We start from the raw sequence: 18,442 nt of genomic DNA, 5'->3' as shown, positions 1-18,442 counted from the left end.
TTTTATCTGGTCAAAGCCCAGGAGGCACCATGAAAGTCGCATTTTCAACTCAAGATATGCAAAGAGTCGATGCCCATTTTGGTTGGGCAAAAAATATCGCTATTTATGAACTCAGTGCAGAGGGTCACCATTTTCTGGAGGCCGTGCAATTTGACGGTGAACTTGCCGAAGACGGCAACGAAGACAAACTGGCCCCCAAGCTGGAAGCCATCAAAGATTGCGCCATTCTGTATGTGGCCGCTATTGGCGGCTCTGGTGCGGCGCGGGTGGTGGCCATGAAAATTCATCCCATCAAGGTGAATGAACCGGAACCTATCAATGAAATACTCGACAAGCTGCAGGTCGTATTACAGGGCACTCCACCCCCCTGGCTGCGTAAGGTCATGAATAAGGGTGCAGAAAAAGCGTTTAATTTTGATGACGAAGAGGAGTTAAGTCATGCCTGAGAATACTGCAGTGGCGGCGGTTTTGCCGGAAGAGTCCCTGTTTTTCCGCGAATTGGTCAAGCAGTGGCGGGCACAGGATAGCTACGGTGCCTGGGAAAAAAAGTCCGATACCGAACTGCTGGCACCCTATGTGCTGGATAAGGAACAGCGCCGGGCGATACCCATCATTGGCGATCCTGATCCCGAAATACTATGGCGGGTGGAACTTTTTTATAACGCCGTGGGGCTGGCTACGGAGCGTGCTTCCGGAGTCATGGTGTCGCCCATGATGAAAATGAGTCATGAAGGCTTTGGCCGCATGGTGCTGATTGCCGGACGTTTGATCGTGGTCAACAAACAGTTGCGCGATGTGCATCGTTTTGGCTTCCCCAGCATGGAAAAACTGGCCGAAGAAGGTGACAAACTGGTGGCAGGTGCCCTGGAAATGATCGAAAAATTTCCGGAGGTGGCCCGCTTTTGATCCTTGAACCAGCGTAGCTCACGCTTATGGTTCATCAGCGCATAGGAGTATGACGCCATGTCTGTATTAATGGAGATGTTACCGGTAGTAGAAGAACAGACCAATCACTGGGAGTTGATTGTGGACGAAAAGGACGCATTGAAAACAGAAATCAAACGGCTCAATGCCCAGGCCACCCAGGCCAAAATGGATCTTCACGATCTGGCTGAAGATTTGCCCGTCGGCTGGGAGAATATTCTGGAACTGGCGAATCGTACCTACGCCGCCTACCGCGATCTGACGGCGGCCAGGGCGCGGCTCGCGTCCTTCCCCGGGGGATGACGGCATGCACGACATAACCGGCATCACCAAGGGCGGGCTCGGCTGGACACCCCAGTTTGTCGAACATATCAACGAAGAAAAGTGCATCGGCTGCGGGCGCTGTTTCCGCGCCTGCGGTCGGGATGTGCTGAACCTTATTGGTATCACTGAAGACGGGGAGCTGGTGGCGGCGGACGATGACGAGGCGGAACGCAAATTCATGACCATTGCCCATCCGGAAAAATGCATTGGCTGCGAGGCCTGCTCCCGGGTTTGCCCCAAGGACTGCTATACCCACGCTTCCATGTCCTTAGCGGTCAGCGTCTCGGCGTAGCGCTTCAGGGGGAATGCATCAATGAAGACTGCCATATATGACATTCTGATGTCCGGTCGCAACCCGGATGAGGCATTCTCTGATGCACGTTTTTTTGCGCTGTGTATCAGCCATCGTGCCATGGCACGCAAGGGCAACATCAGCATGGCGCTTGGCCTGGAGATCAGGCAACTGAGCCATCTGTTTTCTCGTTATTTCCCGCGGATAGAGGCATCGCGCTCGACCGCACAATGCACGAAGGTCTATCTCCATAGCGCTGCAGGCGGTACTTTTCTGTGTCAATGTCTGGGGAAAGAAAACAAAGCATCCATGCGAAATGAGGAAACCGGCGATCTGGTTAAGCTCTTGCTGGATCACCGTGCCAGCGTTAATCAGGCCACAGAGTGGGTAGCGGCCATTCTCGCGGCGGGCTGCCTGGGCGATGATCACTTGTGGCAGGACCTGGGTCTGACGAATCGTGAGGACCTCAGTGACATTATTAAACATCATTTTCCGCGACTGTATTTCAAAAACACCGGCAATATGAAATGGAAGAAGTTCTTTTATAAGCAATTGTGTGACCAGGCTGAAGTTCGCCTCTGCCAGGCACCCAGTTGCAATGTTTGTAATGATTACGCCCAGTGCTTCGGCCCGGAAGATGCCAGTGGTTGGAACCTGCTGGCTGCCCAGGGCTAAAAACCTATAAGCATCCGCAACCCGATCAGGATGCAATATTTTACCTCTACCCATATGGAGTCATTTATGTCCATCAGCATCGAACAAAGCGCATTTGCAGGGCTCGACACTCAGAAAAGGTTGCTGAACCAGGTATTCAAGGGAGAACTGAATGCGCAGGGACGCTTCGGTTTTCGCGGCGAACTGGCTATCAAATTTGCCACCGCCGTGGCCGATGAAGCACGTCCACCGGAACTCCTCGCGCAACAAGTCATCAGTTCAGCAGAGCCGGGCGCCCAAAAGATTTCTTTTTTATCCTGCTATCTTCTGTCTTTTGGTTATCTGGACGCACTGGTAACGGCACTGGCCGAGTACCTGGAGCCCTCTGGTAAGTATTTTATTTACTGCAACAATATCGACTTCAGCAAGCGTTACCATCTGGAATACAAAAGCATTCCATTTTATATCCTGCCGCTGGATGAAGCGACGGTCTACAATGAACTGCTGGACTTGTTCGGACTGGAACGCAACGACCTCAAAAAACTCGACACGGCGGGCAAGATCAACCGCATCGCCGAGAGCGCCTTGCAATACAGTGCCGTATTCCCCGAGATCAGCTATGGAGAATGCCTGGCGGGCATGGGTGCGGTACGTGATCCCGGCGAAAACCGGCCCGTATAAGCGCTTTTGCCACTGTGCTAGCGAAAACCCGGATACCCAGCGGTCTCCGGGTTTTTGACATCTCGGCCCTGCCCTGTGATGTTCGTTTTCTTGCAAAACCATCCTGAGAGATGTAGAGAAACCAACAAAACGCACTAATGACACCTCAACATCCGTTGTTAATCATCATAATAACAATAAGTTGATAACAAATCCCAAAACTGGCCCAAGTCTTGCAAAGAAGCATACAGGAACCCCTGTCGCGTAAGGAGTATGTCATGCTGATATTGACGGAAAAAGCCATTGATGTCGTAAAGAATCTGCTTGCAGAGAATCCTGAAGCGAGCGGATTACGGGTTGCGGTGACCGGAGGCGGTTGTTCCGGTTATCAATATGGAATGGGATTGGAGGCCGAAGCAGGCGCCGAGGACACCGTGGTGGCGATAGAGGGTGTGCCGGTTTACGTGGACAACGCCAGCGCCACGCTGCTTAGCGGGGTCGTCATCGACTATGTCGATGAACTCAGCGGCAGCGGCTTCCGTTTCGAAAACCCCAATGCTACGGGAACCTGCGGTTGCGGGTCGTCATTCACCACGGGAGACGAAGCCTCCGCTTCCTCAGCCTCCTCCTGCGGACATCGGAGCTGACGCCATGTGGGATTATACCGATAAAGTCAAAGATTTATTTTTCAACCCCAAGAATACCGGGGTCCTCGAAGAGGCCAATGCGGTCGGCGAGGTCGGCTCCATCAGTTGCGGGGATGCCCTGCGCCTGATGCTCAAAGTAGACCCAGATACGGATGTCATTCTGGATGCCCGCTTCCAGACTTTTGGCTGTGGCTCCGCCATCGCCTCGTCATCGGCGTTGACTGAACTGATCAAGGGCAAGACGCTGGATGAAGCGCTCAAAATCACCAATCAGGACATCGCTGAGTTTTTGGGCGGGCTTCCTCCGGAGAAAATGCATTGTTCCGTTATGGGTGCCGAGGCCCTGCACGCCGCCATCGCCAATTACCGCGGCGAAGAATGGGCAGATGATCACGAAGAAGGCGCGCTGGTATGTAAATGCTTCGCCATTGACTCGGCGCTCATTGAGAAGGTGGCCAGAGAAAACCATTTGTCGACGGTCGAAGAGATCACTTTCTATACCAAGGCGGGCGGCGGCTGCCAGAGCTGCCATGAGCAGATCGAAGATATCCTCGCGGCAGTAAACGGCAGCGCGCCGCTACCGGTGGTGGCAGCGAAACCCGCCGCCAAGGCCGCCCCGGCCCCCATGACCATGGTGCAGAAAATCCAGAAAATATCCGCCGTGATTGATGAAATGCGCCCACAATTCCAGATGGATGGCGGCAATATCGAACTGGTCGATGTGGATGGTGATACGGTCATGGTGGCCATGAGTGGCTCGTGCATGAACTGCCAGTCTTCCGGGATTACCATTTCCGGCATCCAGGAACGCCTGATGCTGACTCTGGGCCGTCCGGTACGGGTAGTTCCAGCCAGTATGCCGCAAGCCGTGGGGGTGTAGCCATGAGCAGCGCCTATATGGACAACAATGCCACTACCCGGGTAGATCCCCGGGTGCTGGAGACCATTCTTCCCTACTTCAGCGAGTATTACGGCAACCCCTCCTCCATGCACAGCTTCGGCGGCGATGTGGGCAAACGTTTGGAAGAAGCGCGCGCCTCCGTACAGGCGCTGCTGGGGGTAGAACACGACTCGGAAATCATTTTTACCTCCTGCGGTACGGAGTCCGATAACACCGCCATCCTCTCGGCCCTGGCCATACAACCCAGCCGCCGGGAAATCATCACCAGCGTGGTGGAACACCCAGCCATTCTGTCTCTCTGTGATCATCTCGAACGTCATGAAGGCTACAAAGTCCACTACATTCCCGTGGACAGACTTGGGCGCATCTCCATGGAGGCGTATGCCGCAGCGCTCAGCGAGCAGGTGGCCGTCGTCTCCATGATGTATGCCAACAATGAGACGGGAACGATCTTCCCCGTCGAAACCATGGCACGGATGGCCAAGGAAAAAGGCGCACTCTTTCATACGGACGCCGTGCAGGCGGTGGGCAAAATTGCCCTGAACATGCAGGAATCGGCCATCGACATGCTCTCCCTCTCCGGGCATAAGCTGCATGCCCCGAAAGGCGTCGGTGCGCTCTATGTGCGCCGGGGCACCCGCTACCGACCCATGCTGCGCGGTGGTCACCAGGAACGCGGACGCCGGGCCGGAACAGAAAACACTACGGGCATTATCGCCCTGGGGCTGGCGGCAGACATGGCCCTGGAGCATATGGAGTATGAAAACACCGTGGTGCGCGCTTTAAGGGATCGTCTGGAGACCGGGATACTGGCGCAGGTGCCCTACGCTTTCGCCAATGGCGATCCGGAACACCGCCTGCCCAATACGTCCAGCATCTCTTTTGAATACATCGAGGGCGAGGCCATTCTTATGCTCCTGAGCCGGGTCGGTATCGCCGCCTCCTCGGGTTCCGCCTGTACCTCCGGGTCGCTGGAGCCGTCCCATGTGCTGCGCGCCATGGATATTCCCTATACCGCGGCACACGGCACCATCCGTTTCTCCCTATCCAGGGAGACCACGGAAGCCGAGGTGGACTGGGTGATTACGCAGACACCACCCATCATCGAGCAATTGCGGCGTTTGTCCCCCTACTGGGGTGCCAATGGCCCCATTCTCACCGACAACGCTTTTGCACCCGTGTATGCATGAAATCAGCCCGACCTCCAAAAGCTTCTCGGTAATCCACGACACCACCCTGCGCGACGGCGAGCAGACCGCAGGGGTGGCTTTCCGCCCCGAGGAAAAACTGGCTATCGCCAAGAGTCTGGCCAATGCCGGGATTCCGGAGCTGGAGATCGGCATCCCTGCCATGGGGAGTGAAGAGGAAGAAACCATCCGGGGCATTGCCCAGATGGGCCTTCCCGCCCGCCTCGTGGTCTGGTGCCGGATGCACGATACGGACCTCGCTGCGGCAAAGCGTTGTGCTGTGGATATGGTCAACGCCTCAGTGCCGGTTTCGGATATCCAGATTCGCAGCAAGCTGGGCAAAGACCGTCAGTGGGTCTTGCAGCAGGTGGATCGCCGGGTGAAGCAGGTACTGGATAGCGGCATGGACGTGGCGGTAGGTGGCGAAGATTCCTCCCGGACGCCGCTGGACTTTATCCTGCGGGTCATGGAGGTCGCACAACGCGCGGGGGCGCGCCGCTTTCGCTATGCCGATACCCTGGGCATTCTGGAACCCTTTAATACCGCCCATATCATGCGGCGCTTAAGGGCGGCCACGGATATGGAAATTGAAATCCATGCTCACAACGATCTGGGTCTGGCCACTGCCAACTCCATCGCGGCCCTGCGTTTTGGTGCCACCCATGTGAACACGACGGTGAACGGTCTGGGCGAGCGCGCCGGTAACGCCGCGCTGGAGGAAGTAGTGATGTGTCTGCATCATTTGCACGGTTTCGAGACCGGCATTGAAGTGCGCCAGTTCAAGGCGATTTCGCAATTGGTGGCATTGGCTTCCGCGCGACCGGTGCCCGCCGGAAAAAGCATCGTCGGCGATGCCATTTTCAGCCACGAGTCGGGTATTCACGTCGATGGACTGATCAAAAACCCCCGCAACTACCAGAGCTTCGACCCGGAGGAACTGGGGCGCCAGCATAACATGGTGCTGGGCAAGCATTCCGGCACCAAGGCCATCATGCGCGCCTACGCTGAACTGGGCAGTGCCATCACCGAATTACAAGCACAAAGCATCCTCAAGCAGATTCGCGTCTATGTGCTTCAGCACAAGGCACCACCGCCCGTAGAGGACCTGCATCGCTTTCTTCTGGAGAGCGTGGAGTCCCTGCACGCTCATTCCTGAATGGAGGACTGGCCCGTGGCTGCTACCCTGCTCGACAAAGAACAACCCCACAAGTCCGGTCTGTGGCGCAACCTGCGCGACGATATTCACTGTGTTTTCGAGCGCGATCCGGCTGCCCGCAGTACGTTGGAAATCCTTACTACCTACCCTGGGGTACACGCGTTGCTGGCACATCGACTCGCCCATCGCTGGTGGCTGGGCGGTTGGCGGTATCCGGCGCGCGTGCTCAGCGCGATGGCGCGCTTCTCGACCGGCATCGATATCCATCCGGGGGCACAGATCGGGCGCCGATTCTTCATTGATCACGGCATGGGCGTGGTGATTGGCGAAACGGCTGAGATTGGTGATGATTGCACCCTGTACCATGGGGTGACGCTGGGGGGCACGAGCTGGAATCCGGGCAAGCGTCACCCGACATTACAGGATCGGGTCATGGTGGGTGCAGGTGCGAAGATCCTCGGGCCCGTCACTATCGGTCATGACAGTCAGGTGGGTGCCAATGCGGTGGTCATTAACGATGTGGCGCCGTGTATGACGGTCGTGGGCATCCCCGGCCGCGTCGTGCTGCCTGCGGAACGCCGCCGCATCAACGCCCACGGCATTGATCTGGATCACCATCTCATGCCGGACCCGGTGGGCAAGGCCATTCAGTGCCTGATGGAACGGATTTCCCAACTGCAATTGCAGGTCCAGTCCAGCGGGCGTGCTGTGCAACTGACGGAAAAGGACTGCAATAACTGTCCGGATTCCGATCCCAACCTGTGTGGGCCAAACAGCAGCCCAGCAGCTTTAGCTCCCCTCCCCTCTGACGAATTCCAAGGATGACACCATGAGTGATCTACGTAAAACACTGGCGAGTTTGTCCTCCGCTGAGGATTTCCTGAAGTTTCTGAACATCGACTATGATGAGACGGTGGTCCATATTAATCGTCTCCATATCCTCAAACGTTTTCATGACTACCTGAAAAGAGAGGGGAATACGGACGCCCTGGATGATCAGGCGCTGCAAGCGCTTTATGTGAAATTACTCAGCCAGTCGTATCAGGATTTTGTGGTATCTGACGCAGTCTCCGAAAAGGTGTTCAAAGTCTTTCACCAGGCCATGGGTGTCAGTCACGTCTCTCTGGAAAAGGTGGCGGTCAGCGCGCCGAAAGCGCGTTGACAGGCGGTTGCCGCACCGGAATAAAATGCCACGACCAAGGCTGACTAACGGAACGGCGCACATCATGGCGACAAGCAATAACAGCGAAGCGGTGCAAGTGGTGATGGCCTACCATGAACGGTCCAAGCATCACCTGAATCGCTATGCCGCCGGGCCGGAAGCGCTGGACTGGGATACACAACCCAACCCCTTCCGCGCGTTCACCGGGAGCCCGCAGCGCATCTTACCGTTGCTGACGGACGAGACTGCCGTCACTTTCGCCGGGTTGCCCGCCGCCACGCCCCAACCCTTCACTCTCCAGGCGGTCGCGCAGCTTTTGGAGCTTTCCCTCGGGCTGGCGGCCTGGAAGGAATACGGCCCTGATCGCTGGGCGTTGCGCTGCAACCCGTCCAGCGGCAACCTGCATCCCACCGAGGCCTATCTTCTCGCCTTCGGGGTGCAGGGCATCAGTGATGGACTCTACCACTATTTGAGTCGGGATCATTTGTTAGAACAACGCTGGTATCCCGATGCCGGACAGCACGGCTCACGGGTGTATATCGCGCTGACTTCCATAGCGTGGCGCGAAGCATGGAAATATGGCGAACGGGCACTGCGTTATTGCCAACTGGATATTGGCCATGCGCTGGGTGCCCTGCGCTACGCTGCCGGTACCCTGGGTTGGCACCTTCGCCTGCGCGGGGATGTGGACGATACCCGACTGCGCAGTCTCCTCGGTCTGGATCGTTCCAGCGATTTCGCGCATGCCGAAGGCGAGGATGCGGAGCTGCTGCTGGAAATCCTCCCAGCCGATACAATGTCTTCCGTCATCGGTAGTCCTGCTGCGCTGCCGGGGCAATGGCGGGGTCAGGCCAACTGCCTGGATCCCCACCCCCTATACCAGTGGTCGGTCATCGCCGAAACGACCAGCGCCAGCAGGATGCCGGTACTCACTCCCGACCCGCTTCCGCCTGATCCATGGCCAGCACGCAAAAAATCGGGGCAGACCGCCGCCAGCGCCCTGATCCGCCGTCGGCGCAGCGCCCAGCGCTTCGACCCGAAGACGGTCATGGTGGCTGACGATTTCTTTACGCTCCTGGATGCGTTGCTGCCCCGTTCCGCCCTGCCCTGGGATGTCTGGCCCTTCACCCCACGCATCCATCCGATACTTTTTGTGCATCGCGTTAGTGGCCTGAGTAGCGGCCTCTATGCCCTGCCTCGCACAGCAGAGGGCGGCCCAGTGCTACGCATGGCCCTCAATCCCGACTTCTCCTGGGAAGCAGTGGCTACTGCGCCCACCCATCTGCCCCTGCGGCGACTCTATAGTGGGGACGTGCGCAGTATCGCCCGGACCCTGTCCTGTCATCAGGCCATTGCTGCCGATAGCTGCTTTGCCGTGGCCTTTCTGGCGGAGTATGCCGACCCCCTGAAGAGCGGTGCCTGGCATTATCGTTTGCTCTACCAGGAAGTCGGGCTGCTGGGCCAGATATTGTATCTGGAAGCCGAATCCCTGGGTCTGAACGGCACCGGCATCGGCTGTTTTTTTGATGATGCCGTGCATGAAATATTGGGGATCAAGGATAACAGCCTGCAATCCCTTTACCACTTCACCGTGGGTCATGCCCTGACGGATACGCGGATTAGCACCCTCCCGCCCTATGCCCACAGAGAACTGAACACTCACACCGGAGAAAACTCATGAATACCCGCTCCTTTCAGCGTATTGATGTGCATACGGCCCGCGAACTCCTGCAAAGGCAGGACACCGTGTTACTGGATTGCCGCCATCCCAGCGACTTCCGGGCCGGACATATTGCCGGAGCTTCTCCCCTGGGCGATTACAACGCCGATGACTATGTGCTGAACATGGCCAAACATCGTCCCGTGCTGATCTATTGCTACCATGGCAACGCCAGCCAGATGCGTGCCCAACTCTTTGCCGATTTTGGTTTTGCGGAGGTATATAGTCTGGATGGCGGTTACGAAGCCTGGTGCAAGGTGCATACGCCCGCAAATCCGCAGCTCAGCGAGCCGCTGCAATGCTGGCTGACGGCGCAGGAGTTTCCCGCCGCAGACATCCACGCGCGCACCCGCGACGGGGTGACGCCCTTGATGCGCGCCGCCGGTGAAGGCCATCCTGAACGAGTGGCTGAACTGCTCGCCGCCGGTGCCGACCCGCACCAGCGCAACAACGATGGCAATCAGGCCCTCTGGTTCGCTTGTGTCAGTGAGAATCTGGACACACTGGACCTGCTGGTGGCGGTTGGTGCCAACATTAACCACCAGAATGACAACGGCGCCACTTGCCTGATGTATGCTGCATCCGCTGGCAAGACGGCGGTAGTGGAGCGTTTGCTGGCATTCGGTGCAGACCGGAGGCTCCTTTCGTTCGATGATTTCACTGCACTGGATATGGTCGCCAATCTGGAATGTCTGAATTTGCTGCGCGAAACACCACGTCGTGCGGCCAAAATGGTTCATCCGTGCTGACCAGTTGCCCTCGCATACGATTCGATAGACAGAGTTGGCAACAGTGAGGACATGGTCACAAAGACACTTTTGGACGGGCAGTCGTGATAAACTGACTATGCCACTTGGCAGCATGACCTAAAGCCGGGCTGCACTTCGGCGTCATTACACACCGCGTTCCCTTTGTAACGCATCCACGTTTCTCCGGGAACGCCGCGCGCACGGTTATGTGCGGCGGGTTGAATGCTAAAAACGCGCACATCGCCCTGCCCGATTTTCGCGGGTGCGAAAATCTACCGAGTGTTTTCACAACGCCTTGGCGCCATTTGCCTGAATATGGCAGAATTGGTCAGACTTTGGAACACTCCACCACGCGATACCAACCGAGCTGCCTGATATGACCGAAGCAGATGGCGAAATTCTCACGCTGGACGAAGTGGCCGCCTACCTGAAGGCAGGCAGGAAAACCGTTTACCGGCTGGCTCAGCAGGGCCAGATACCGAGCTTCAAGCTGGGCGGCACCTGGCGGTTTCGCCGCACCAAGCTCGATCGCTGGATTGCAGCGCAGATTGCCGAGAAGACACAGGACAAAACATGAGCGATCCGCAAAACGATACCAACTTGGCCGCATCACCCAACCCTGCCGACGAGCGCCGCGCGCAACTGGCCGCGCTCATCCCCGAGGCATTTTCCGAAGGCAAGCTCGACTTGGGCGCCCTCAAACGGGCGCTGGGCGAGAGCGTTGTCATTGAAGGCGGCGAGCGCTATGCGCTGACCTGGGCAGGCAAGAGCGACGCCTACAAGGTGCTGCAAACGCCGTCCACCGCCACGCTCCAGCCCGAGCGCGACAAATCGGTGAACTTCGACCAGGCGCAACACGTGTTCATCGAAGGCGAGAATCTGGAAGTGCTCAAGGTCTTGCAGAAGGCGTACTTCGGCGAGGTCAAGCTCATTTACATCGATCCGCCCTACAACACCGGCTCTGACAGCTTCATCTACCCCGACCGCTTTCAGGAAAGCAAGGAGGACTACCTCAAGCGCATAAACGATCTCGCCGACGATGGCACGTTGATGCGTGAAGGCTTCTTCCGCAAGAACAGCAAGGAAAGCGGCCACTACCACAGCAATTGGCTTTCAATGATGTTGCCACGTCTATATATCGCGCGGAATCTGCTTCGAGAAGATGGGGTGATCTTCGTGTCTTGCGATGACAACGAGGTGCATAACCTGCGGTTGCTTATGAATGAAGTTTTTGGGGAGGAGCACTTCGTTGCTCAACTTGTTGTAATCAACAACCTCAAAGGCAGAAATGACAAAAAGAATGTTGCGACCTGCCATGAATACCTGCTTGTTTTTTCTCGTAACGGATTCGAGTCGCATGGCTTGCCCCTGACCGAGGAGCAGTTGAAAAACTACAAGTACACAGACTCACGGGGAAAGAAGTATGCGCTACGGGATCTTCGCAAGCGAGGTTCGCAAGATCAGCGGAAGGACAGGCCGAAGATGTTCTTCCCAATCTTCTACAACGAAGGCACGAAAAAACTGGCCTTGACTCGACAGTCAGCCGACGACGTTGAAATTTTGCCGAAGCGTGGAGACGGCAGTGATGGTCGCTGGCGTTGGGGCAAGGAATCAGTGGCAAAGAGTCTTTCGATCCTTGAGGCGAGATATTCGGGGTCCAAAGAGCGCTGGGATGTGGACTACCGTGTCTACCTTGAACCTGATGCCGCCCAAACAGATGTGGACGAAGAGGAAGATGATGACGATGAGCTTTTTGAACGCACTTCAAAGTCCAAGTCTTTCTGGAGAGGTGGAGAGATTTCCACTGACGTAGGGAAGCGCGAGTTCAAGGAGTTGTTTGACGCTGGTTTCTTCGACTATCCGAAGTCGCCATTCCTTATGCGGCGGGTCATTCAAATGGCAACCCGAGGTGGTGATCTGATCCTCGACTTCTTTGCCGGGACGGGAACCATGGGACAGGCAGTATTGGATATCAACCAGGCAGAGGGCACCTCTCGGCGCTTCGTGTGCGTTCAGTTACCAGAAGCTATAGAACCAGACAGTGATGCAGGAAAGGCCGGTTTCGCATCTCTTGCAGAGGTTTGCCGTGAAAGGATCGGGCGAAGTATCGAACGCGCTAAGGCTGGGGCCGATCTAGCAACCCCAGTGCCGACCAACCTAGGCTTCAAATCCTTCCTTCTTACCCCATCCAACTTCAAGCAATGGCGCGGCGACGGCATCGACACTCCCGAGCAACTGGCCGAGCAGATGCAGATGTTCGCCAGATCTGAGAAGGAAGGCGCAGCCGTCGAAGACATGCTCTACGAACTGCTGCTGAAATTTGGGCAGGAACTGACCACCCCCATTGAGTCGCTGGGAGTGGCGGGCGGCAAGGTGTTCGCCATCCACGACCGCAAAATGCTCTTCGTGCTGGAGTCCTTCACTGAGGCCATGATCGTGCCGCTCGTGGAAATGAAGCCGCGCGAGATCATCGCCATCGATGGCGTATTCAACGATTCGGACATGCTCAAGACCAATCTGGACTTACAGTGCCGCGATGCGGGCATCCGCTTCACCTGCCTGTGAGACAACGCGAATGAAACTGCAATTCGACGCCCACCAGGATTACCAGCTCGAAGCGATCCGCGCCGTGGTGGCGCTGTTCGAGGGGCAGCCGGACGCGTCACAAACCGCCGTGACGCGGGACGACACGCTTTCCAGTCTGGCCCTCACCGAAACGGGCATTGCCAACCGGCGCGTGATCGACGATGCGCAATGGCTTGCCAGTCTGCACGCAGTACAGGGGGCGCACGGCATTGAACCGTCGGATGCCTTGGCAACGATGACCCTGGATGACGGCACGCCCGTTGGCGGTTTTCCCAACTTCACGGTGGAAATGGAGACGGGTACCGGCAAGACCTACGTCTACCTGCGCACGATTCACGAGTTGTCCAAGACCTACGGCTTCAAGAAGTTCGTGATCGTGGTGCCGTCGGTGGCAATCCGCGAGGGTGTGCTGTCCAGCCTGAAAATCACCCGCGAGCACTTCCAGACGCTCTATGACTATGAGCGTATGGAATTCATGGTGTATGACTCGGCCAAGGTCAGTCAACTGCGAAATTTTGCGCTCTCCGACGCTATCCAGATTCTGGTCATTAACATCGACGCCTTTGCCAAGGATTCGACTGAGGCCAGCGATGACGCGGCGGGTGGCAAGGCAAAAAGAAAGGCCAAGGGCAACGTCATCAACCAGGTGCGCGAGACGGGGGTGAAGCCCATCGAGTTCATCCAGGCAGCGCACCCCGTCGTGATCCTGGACGAGCCGCAGAACCTGGAAACCGACATTCGCAAGCAGGCCATCGCCCGGCTCAACCCCCTATGTACGCTGCGTTACTCGGCCACCCACCGCAACGCTTACAACCTGATCTATTCGCTTGACCCGGTGCGCGCCTATGAACTGGGGCTGGTCAAACAGATCGGCGTGGATTCGGTCATCGAGCTGAAGGATGCGAACCAGGCGTTCATCAAGGTGGAAAGCTTCAAGACCGGTAAGCGCAGCGTGTCGGCCAAGCTCTCCATCTGGGTCAACGAAGCACAAGGACCGGCCAAGAAATCGGTGGCGGTGAAGAACGGCGACGATCTCTATGCGCTGTCCAACCAGCGGGAAACTTACCGCAACGGTTTCATCGTCAACGAGATCGACGCGGGCGAGGGCTTCGTCACCTTTGCCAACGATGTGCGCGTTGCCGTGGGCCGCCCGCATGGCGCGCTTACCGACGCGATCCTGCGCTTGCAGATCGAGGCCACGGTGCGGCGCCATTTCGAGAAGGCGAGGAAGCTACACCCAATGGGCATCAAGGTGCTGTCGGTCTTTTTCATCGACCGGGTGGCGAACTACCGGATGTATGGCGAGGATGGTACGACGGCCAAGGGCAAATTCGCGGAGTGGTTCGAGGAAATCTATGCACAGTACCAGGCCAGGGAGGAATTCGCGGGCCTGCTGACCGCCGACGCAACGGCGGTGCACAACGGTTATTTCTCGCAAGACAAGCGGGCCGTGTCGCCCTTCGAGACGCTGACCGGCAAGACCAACGCCGATGCCGAAGCAAGCGCCTTTGAACTCATCATGGGCGACAAGGAGCGCTTACTGGGACTGGATGAGCCGCTGGCCTTCATCTTCAGCCATTCCGCACTGCGCGAGGGCTGGGACAACCCCAACGTGTTCCAGATTTGTACCCTGGCCGAGTCGAGTTCCGAGATCAAGAAGCGACAGGAGATCGGGCGTGGCCTGCGCCTCGCAGTGAATCAGGATGGTGAGCGCGTGCGCGACCCGGCCATCAACCGGCTGACCATCATCGCCAACGAGAGTTATGAGGACTTCGCCAACCAGTTGCAGACCGAGATGGTCGAGGCGGGCGTGAAGTTTAAGCGCGAGATGATTCAGAACGAGCGCGACAAGGTGACGGTGCGCTTGAGGAAAGGTTTTGAGGCCGATCCGCAGTTCCTTGCGCTGTGGGAGCGGATTCGGGCACGCACCCGCTACAGCGTGGCATACAAGACCGGTGAGCTGATTACCAAGGCCGCAGGCCGTATCAAGGCAAAAATGCCAGCCATCGAGCGGCCCAAGGTGGCGCTGACCCGCGCGGAGATTGCCATCGGCACGGACGGCGTGGTCGGCAAGCAGACCGGGTATCGCACGCAGTCGGTGGAAGCCAAGTACGTGATGCCGGATTTTGTCGGCCAGGTGCAGGCCAAGACGGGGCTGGCAAAGTCCACCGTGGCGCGAATCCTGCTCAAATCGAGTCGCCTGAATGACGCAGTAAACAACCCCCAGGCGTTTATTGATCACGCTTCGGAACTCGTCAACGCGGTTAAGCACGAGTTTCTGGTTTACGGCGACGGCTCGGATGGCAGCGGCGTGAAATACGTGAAGCTGGACGATGCGGTCTACGAGATGCGTCGTTTCGAGCGCGACGACTTGATGGAGGTGTTCTCATCCAACGTCCAGGTCGTCGAGAAGCAGGAAAAGACGCTGTTCTCGCACGTCATCATCGACTCGAATTCAGGGCCGGAGCGTGTTTTTGCGCAGGCATGCGAGGACAACGCGGACGTGTTGTTCTACATCAAACTGCCGCGCTGGTTCCAGATCGAGACGCCGGTTGGGCCATACAACCCCGATTGGGCTGTGGCCTACCGTAACGACACGACGCTTTACTTTGTGGCCGAAACCAAGAAGACGGGCTCCGGCGACCATGTGCGGCTTGATCTACTGCGACCGATTGAAGACCTGCGCATCGAGTGCGGCAAACGGCACTTCAAGAACTTCGAGCAGGTGCAGTTCAGGGTGGTGAGCACGCTTGAGGAACTGGTGAACTGATGCAAACCACTTTGGCGCCCACTCATGGCAGCTTGGCGGGGAGAAAAAAATGAGCGATCAGTACACCTATGCCCGTTTCTGGCGGTGCGCCTTGCAGGTGAACCCGGTTGGTTACAACGGTGCCTACCGGGGCAGCGAGCACGGCATGAGCGAGGCCGACTACAACCAGGCGCTGCTGGCAAAGTGCCAGGAACTCGATATCAAAGTCGTCGGCCTGGCTGACCATGGCAGCGTGGACAGCATTGATACGCTGCGCAACATGTTGGCACCCCACGGCATCGTCGTATTTCCCGGTTTCGAGATTGCCTCGACCGAGAAAATTCACATGGTCTGCCTGTTTCCGGAAAGCACGACGAAGGATCAGTTGAATCGTTATTTAGGCAAACTTGACCTTACGGACCCCGAAGAAAAAGTTTGGCCTTCCAATATGGCTTGTCTTGAGCTGGCAAAAATCATTCAAGAACTTGGTGGTTTTTGGTATGCCGCACATACCACTGGCAAGAACGGCTTGCTTCGTCTTAACCAAGATGGTGGTGGATTTATTCACATTTGGAAAAACCATGCCCTGGTCCGTGCTGGGCAAATACCTGGTGCGGTAGGTGACCTACCTGCGAATTACAAGTCAATTGTCGAAAACAAGAATCCGGACTGGAAGCGCGAACGCCCCATTGCGGTCATCAACGCCAGGGATATAGCCAAGCCCTCTGAGCTGGATGATGCCAGCGCTACTTGCTGGATCAAGATGACGAAACCGACCTTCGATGCCTTCAAGGTCGCTTTCCTTGACCCGGAATCACGTATCCGCCTGAATTCGCAAAAACCCGAAGTGACTGCGGGCGAGATCGTGTCCATGACCATTTCGGGGGGCTATCTTGATGGCGTGGAGATAGCCTTCTCCCGGCACCTGAACACAGTCATTGGCGGACGCGGCACGGGAAAATCGACCTTGCTGGAATGCTTGCGTTACGTGCTGGACATTCCCCCAAAGGGGAAGCAAGCGCAAAAACTCCACCTTGAGATCATCAAGGAAAATTTGGGCAAAGCGTCAGGACGAATCGAGGTAGAGGTCGTTTCTTCTTCACAGCATGGCAAGCGCTATCGCGTGTCTAGGCGATATGGCGAAATGCCTATCGTGCGTGATGAAAGCGGCAACGTATCGACCCTGCAACCACGCGACCTGTTGCCGGGAGTCGACATCTACGGCCAGAACGAAATCTATGAGCTAGCGCAGGATGAACAGAGCCGGATTCAATTGCTGGACCGCTTCCTACCTAGCGATGGTGACTACGCACAGCACAACGCCACCCTCAAAAAGCGCTTACACGAGAATCAGCAAAAGTTGGTCAAGACCTTGGGCGAGGTCGATGACCTGAAAGCCCAGATTGCGCGCTTGCCCAAACTGGTTGAGCAACTGCAAAGTTTTCAGGTGTTAGGGATTCAGGAAAAACTTGCCAAGACACCGCTGTTTGCTCGCGAGAGGCAGATTGTCGAACGCACCCACGAAGAAATCCGGCACTTGCGGGATGGTGTGACGAGCCTTCGGGACAATTTGCCCGACCTGACTTTTATCAGCGCCAAAGCCTTGGAAGATTTACCCAACGCCGCGTTACTCAGCCCAGCGCGGACAATTTTGGACAAACTGCGCGAGGGTTTCGAACGTCACCTTGCCGAGCTGACAACCGAGCTGGCAAACGGCGAACAGCAACTGGCGGCACAACTTGCTTTGTGGAAGCAGTCAATTGCACAAGGTGAGGCAGAGCTTGAAAAAGCCCTGCGCAGCCTCCCGGCGACAGCCGGGAAAAGCGGCCAAGAGGTGGGAACGGCTTATCAGCGGCTGCTACAGGACATCGAGCGCATCAAACCACTCGAAACTCGGGTGGCCAATCACGACAAGCTGCTTGAATCCCAACAGCAGGAGCGTCGAAATCTGCTTGCGGAATTGTCCGATCTCCGCGACCAGCGCACCAAGAGCTTGCAGAGTGCAGCCAAGAAATTGAACCGTCGTCTTGAAGGGAAATTGAAAGTTGAAGTGGTGCCTGATGCAGATCGAACACCGCTGAAAGCCTTCCTGCTGGAAAGCAAGCTTGAGGGGGTAGGCGAAAAGCGGCTGTCGTGGATCGACGAGCGGGATGCCATCAGCCCATCAGCGCTTGCACAGGCAATCCGTAACGGTTCAGCAGAGCTTCAAGTCGATTGGGCGTTAACGCCCTTGGTCGCGGATGCATTGACGAAGCTGCCTGCGTCTCGCCTGATGGAACTTGAAGCGCTGGAACTCGACCATCGGATAGATATTTTCCTGAATGTGTCGCATGGCCAAGCGGAGGCTGTTTTTCGGCCATTGGACAAGCTATCTACAGGTCAGCAATGCACAGCGATCCTGCATATGCTGTTACTGGAAAACGTCGACCCGCTCATCATGGATCAGCCAGAGGACAATCTGGACAACGCTTTTATTGCCGAGCGCATCGTCCACGAGTTGCGTGCAGCGAAAACCAGTCGCCAATTTCTGTTTGCCACCCACAACGCCAACATCCCGGTATTTGGCGATGCTGAATGGATCGGTGTATTCACAGCGATCGAAAATCATGGGTCGCTGACTTTCGATGCTCAGGGTTCGATTGACGTCCCTGTTATTCGCGATCAGGTAGCCAATATCCTCGAAGGTGGGCGAGATGCATTCATTCAGCGGAAAGAAAAATATGAGTTCTAG

The 18,442-nt window shown here is 56.7% G+C and carries 18 protein-coding genes; all 18 read left to right on the top strand.

Annotation, left to right across the window (positions count from 1 at the left end; translation table 11 throughout):
- Nucleotides 1-29 precede the first annotated feature (29 nt).
- The 18 genes from nifX (at nucleotide 30) to M0P56_RS02150 (ending at nucleotide 18,442) form a co-directional block, all read left to right on the top strand.
- The gene (gene nifX, locus M0P56_RS02235; RefSeq protein ID WP_215850269.1) at nucleotides 30-446 is read left to right on the top strand and encodes a nitrogen fixation protein NifX; all 417 of its coding nucleotides are present in this window, start codon (nucleotides 30-32) and stop codon (nucleotides 444-446) included.
- On the top strand, nucleotides 439-906 hold the full coding sequence (locus tag M0P56_RS02230; RefSeq protein ID WP_291508418.1) for a NifX-associated nitrogen fixation protein: 468 nt from the start codon (nucleotides 439-441) through the stop codon (nucleotides 904-906). The genes nifX and M0P56_RS02230 overlap by 8 nt, the downstream gene beginning before the upstream one ends.
- Before the next feature lie 57 nt (nucleotides 907-963).
- Entirely contained in the window at nucleotides 964-1,227 is a 264-nt protein-coding gene (locus M0P56_RS02225; RefSeq protein ID WP_291508417.1) for a CCE_0567 family metalloprotein, read from the top strand.
- Between the two features lie 4 nt (nucleotides 1,228-1,231).
- A complete protein-coding gene (gene fdxB, locus M0P56_RS02220) occupies nucleotides 1,232-1,540 on the top strand; it encodes a ferredoxin III, nif-specific (RefSeq protein ID WP_291508416.1) in 309 nt (102 codons plus the stop codon).
- Between the two features lie 21 nt (nucleotides 1,541-1,561).
- The gene (locus tag M0P56_RS02215; RefSeq protein WP_291508415.1) at nucleotides 1,562-2,215 is read left to right on the top strand and encodes a nitrogen fixation protein NifQ; all 654 of its coding nucleotides are present in this window, start codon (nucleotides 1,562-1,564) and stop codon (nucleotides 2,213-2,215) included.
- 66 nt (nucleotides 2,216-2,281) lie between these two features.
- Nucleotides 2,282-2,875, top strand: a complete 594-nt coding sequence (locus M0P56_RS02210; RefSeq protein ID WP_291508414.1) for a hypothetical protein — start codon at nucleotides 2,282-2,284, stop codon at nucleotides 2,873-2,875.
- 257 nt (nucleotides 2,876-3,132) lie between these two features.
- Nucleotides 3,133-3,501, top strand: a complete 369-nt coding sequence (locus tag M0P56_RS02205) for an iron-sulfur cluster assembly accessory protein (protein WP_215876751.1) — start codon at nucleotides 3,133-3,135, stop codon at nucleotides 3,499-3,501.
- A gap of 4 nt (nucleotides 3,502-3,505) precedes the next feature.
- Nucleotides 3,506-4,381 carry a Fe-S cluster assembly protein NifU gene (gene nifU / locus M0P56_RS02200; RefSeq protein WP_291508413.1) on the top strand — a complete coding sequence of 292 codons (876 nt, stop codon included), beginning with the start codon at nucleotides 3,506-3,508 and terminating at the stop codon, nucleotides 4,379-4,381.
- A 2-nt stretch (nucleotides 4,382-4,383) separates the two neighbouring features.
- Nucleotides 4,384-5,592, top strand: a complete 1,209-nt coding sequence (gene nifS / locus M0P56_RS02195; RefSeq protein WP_291508412.1) for a cysteine desulfurase NifS — start codon at nucleotides 4,384-4,386, stop codon at nucleotides 5,590-5,592.
- Complete coding sequence (nifV, locus tag M0P56_RS02190) at nucleotides 5,585-6,745, top strand: homocitrate synthase (RefSeq protein WP_291508411.1); 1,161 nt, start codon at nucleotides 5,585-5,587, stop codon at nucleotides 6,743-6,745. The genes nifS and nifV overlap by 8 nt, the downstream gene beginning before the upstream one ends.
- A 15-nt stretch (nucleotides 6,746-6,760) precedes the next feature.
- On the top strand, nucleotides 6,761-7,570 hold the full coding sequence (gene cysE, locus M0P56_RS02185; RefSeq protein WP_291508410.1) for a serine O-acetyltransferase: 810 nt from the start codon (nucleotides 6,761-6,763) through the stop codon (nucleotides 7,568-7,570).
- 4 nt (nucleotides 7,571-7,574) lie between these two features.
- The gene (gene nifW / locus M0P56_RS02180; RefSeq protein ID WP_215853376.1) at nucleotides 7,575-7,907 is read left to right on the top strand and encodes a nitrogenase-stabilizing/protective protein NifW; all 333 of its coding nucleotides are present in this window, start codon (nucleotides 7,575-7,577) and stop codon (nucleotides 7,905-7,907) included.
- A 64-nt stretch (nucleotides 7,908-7,971) separates the two neighbouring features.
- Complete coding sequence (locus tag M0P56_RS02175; protein ID WP_291508409.1) at nucleotides 7,972-9,588, top strand: nitroreductase family protein; 1,617 nt, start codon at nucleotides 7,972-7,974, stop codon at nucleotides 9,586-9,588.
- Nucleotides 9,585-10,376: an ankyrin repeat domain-containing protein gene (locus M0P56_RS02170; protein WP_291508408.1), complete on the top strand. Its 792-nt coding sequence runs from the start codon at nucleotides 9,585-9,587 to the stop codon at nucleotides 10,374-10,376. The genes M0P56_RS02175 and M0P56_RS02170 overlap by 4 nt, the downstream gene beginning before the upstream one ends.
- A 376-nt stretch (nucleotides 10,377-10,752) precedes the next feature.
- Complete coding sequence (locus M0P56_RS02165; protein ID WP_291508407.1) at nucleotides 10,753-10,953, top strand: helix-turn-helix domain-containing protein; 201 nt, start codon at nucleotides 10,753-10,755, stop codon at nucleotides 10,951-10,953.
- Complete coding sequence (locus M0P56_RS02160; protein ID WP_291508406.1) at nucleotides 10,950-12,941, top strand: DNA methyltransferase; 1,992 nt, start codon at nucleotides 10,950-10,952, stop codon at nucleotides 12,939-12,941. The genes M0P56_RS02165 and M0P56_RS02160 overlap by 4 nt, the downstream gene beginning before the upstream one ends.
- 10 nt (nucleotides 12,942-12,951) lie before the next feature.
- Nucleotides 12,952-15,732: a DEAD/DEAH box helicase family protein gene (locus M0P56_RS02155; protein ID WP_291508405.1), complete on the top strand. Its 2,781-nt coding sequence runs from the start codon at nucleotides 12,952-12,954 to the stop codon at nucleotides 15,730-15,732.
- Nucleotides 15,733-15,781: 49 nt separating this feature from the next.
- The gene (locus tag M0P56_RS02150; protein WP_291508404.1) at nucleotides 15,782-18,442 is read left to right on the top strand and encodes a TrlF family AAA-like ATPase; all 2,661 of its coding nucleotides are present in this window, start codon (nucleotides 15,782-15,784) and stop codon (nucleotides 18,440-18,442) included.

Origin of the sequence: Acidithiobacillus sp., from assembly GCF_023229925.1 — a bacterium.
In the GTDB taxonomy this organism is placed as follows: Bacteria; Pseudomonadota; Gammaproteobacteria; order Acidithiobacillales; family Acidithiobacillaceae; genus Acidithiobacillus.
This window is presented reverse-complemented; position numbering and strand designations above follow the sequence as displayed.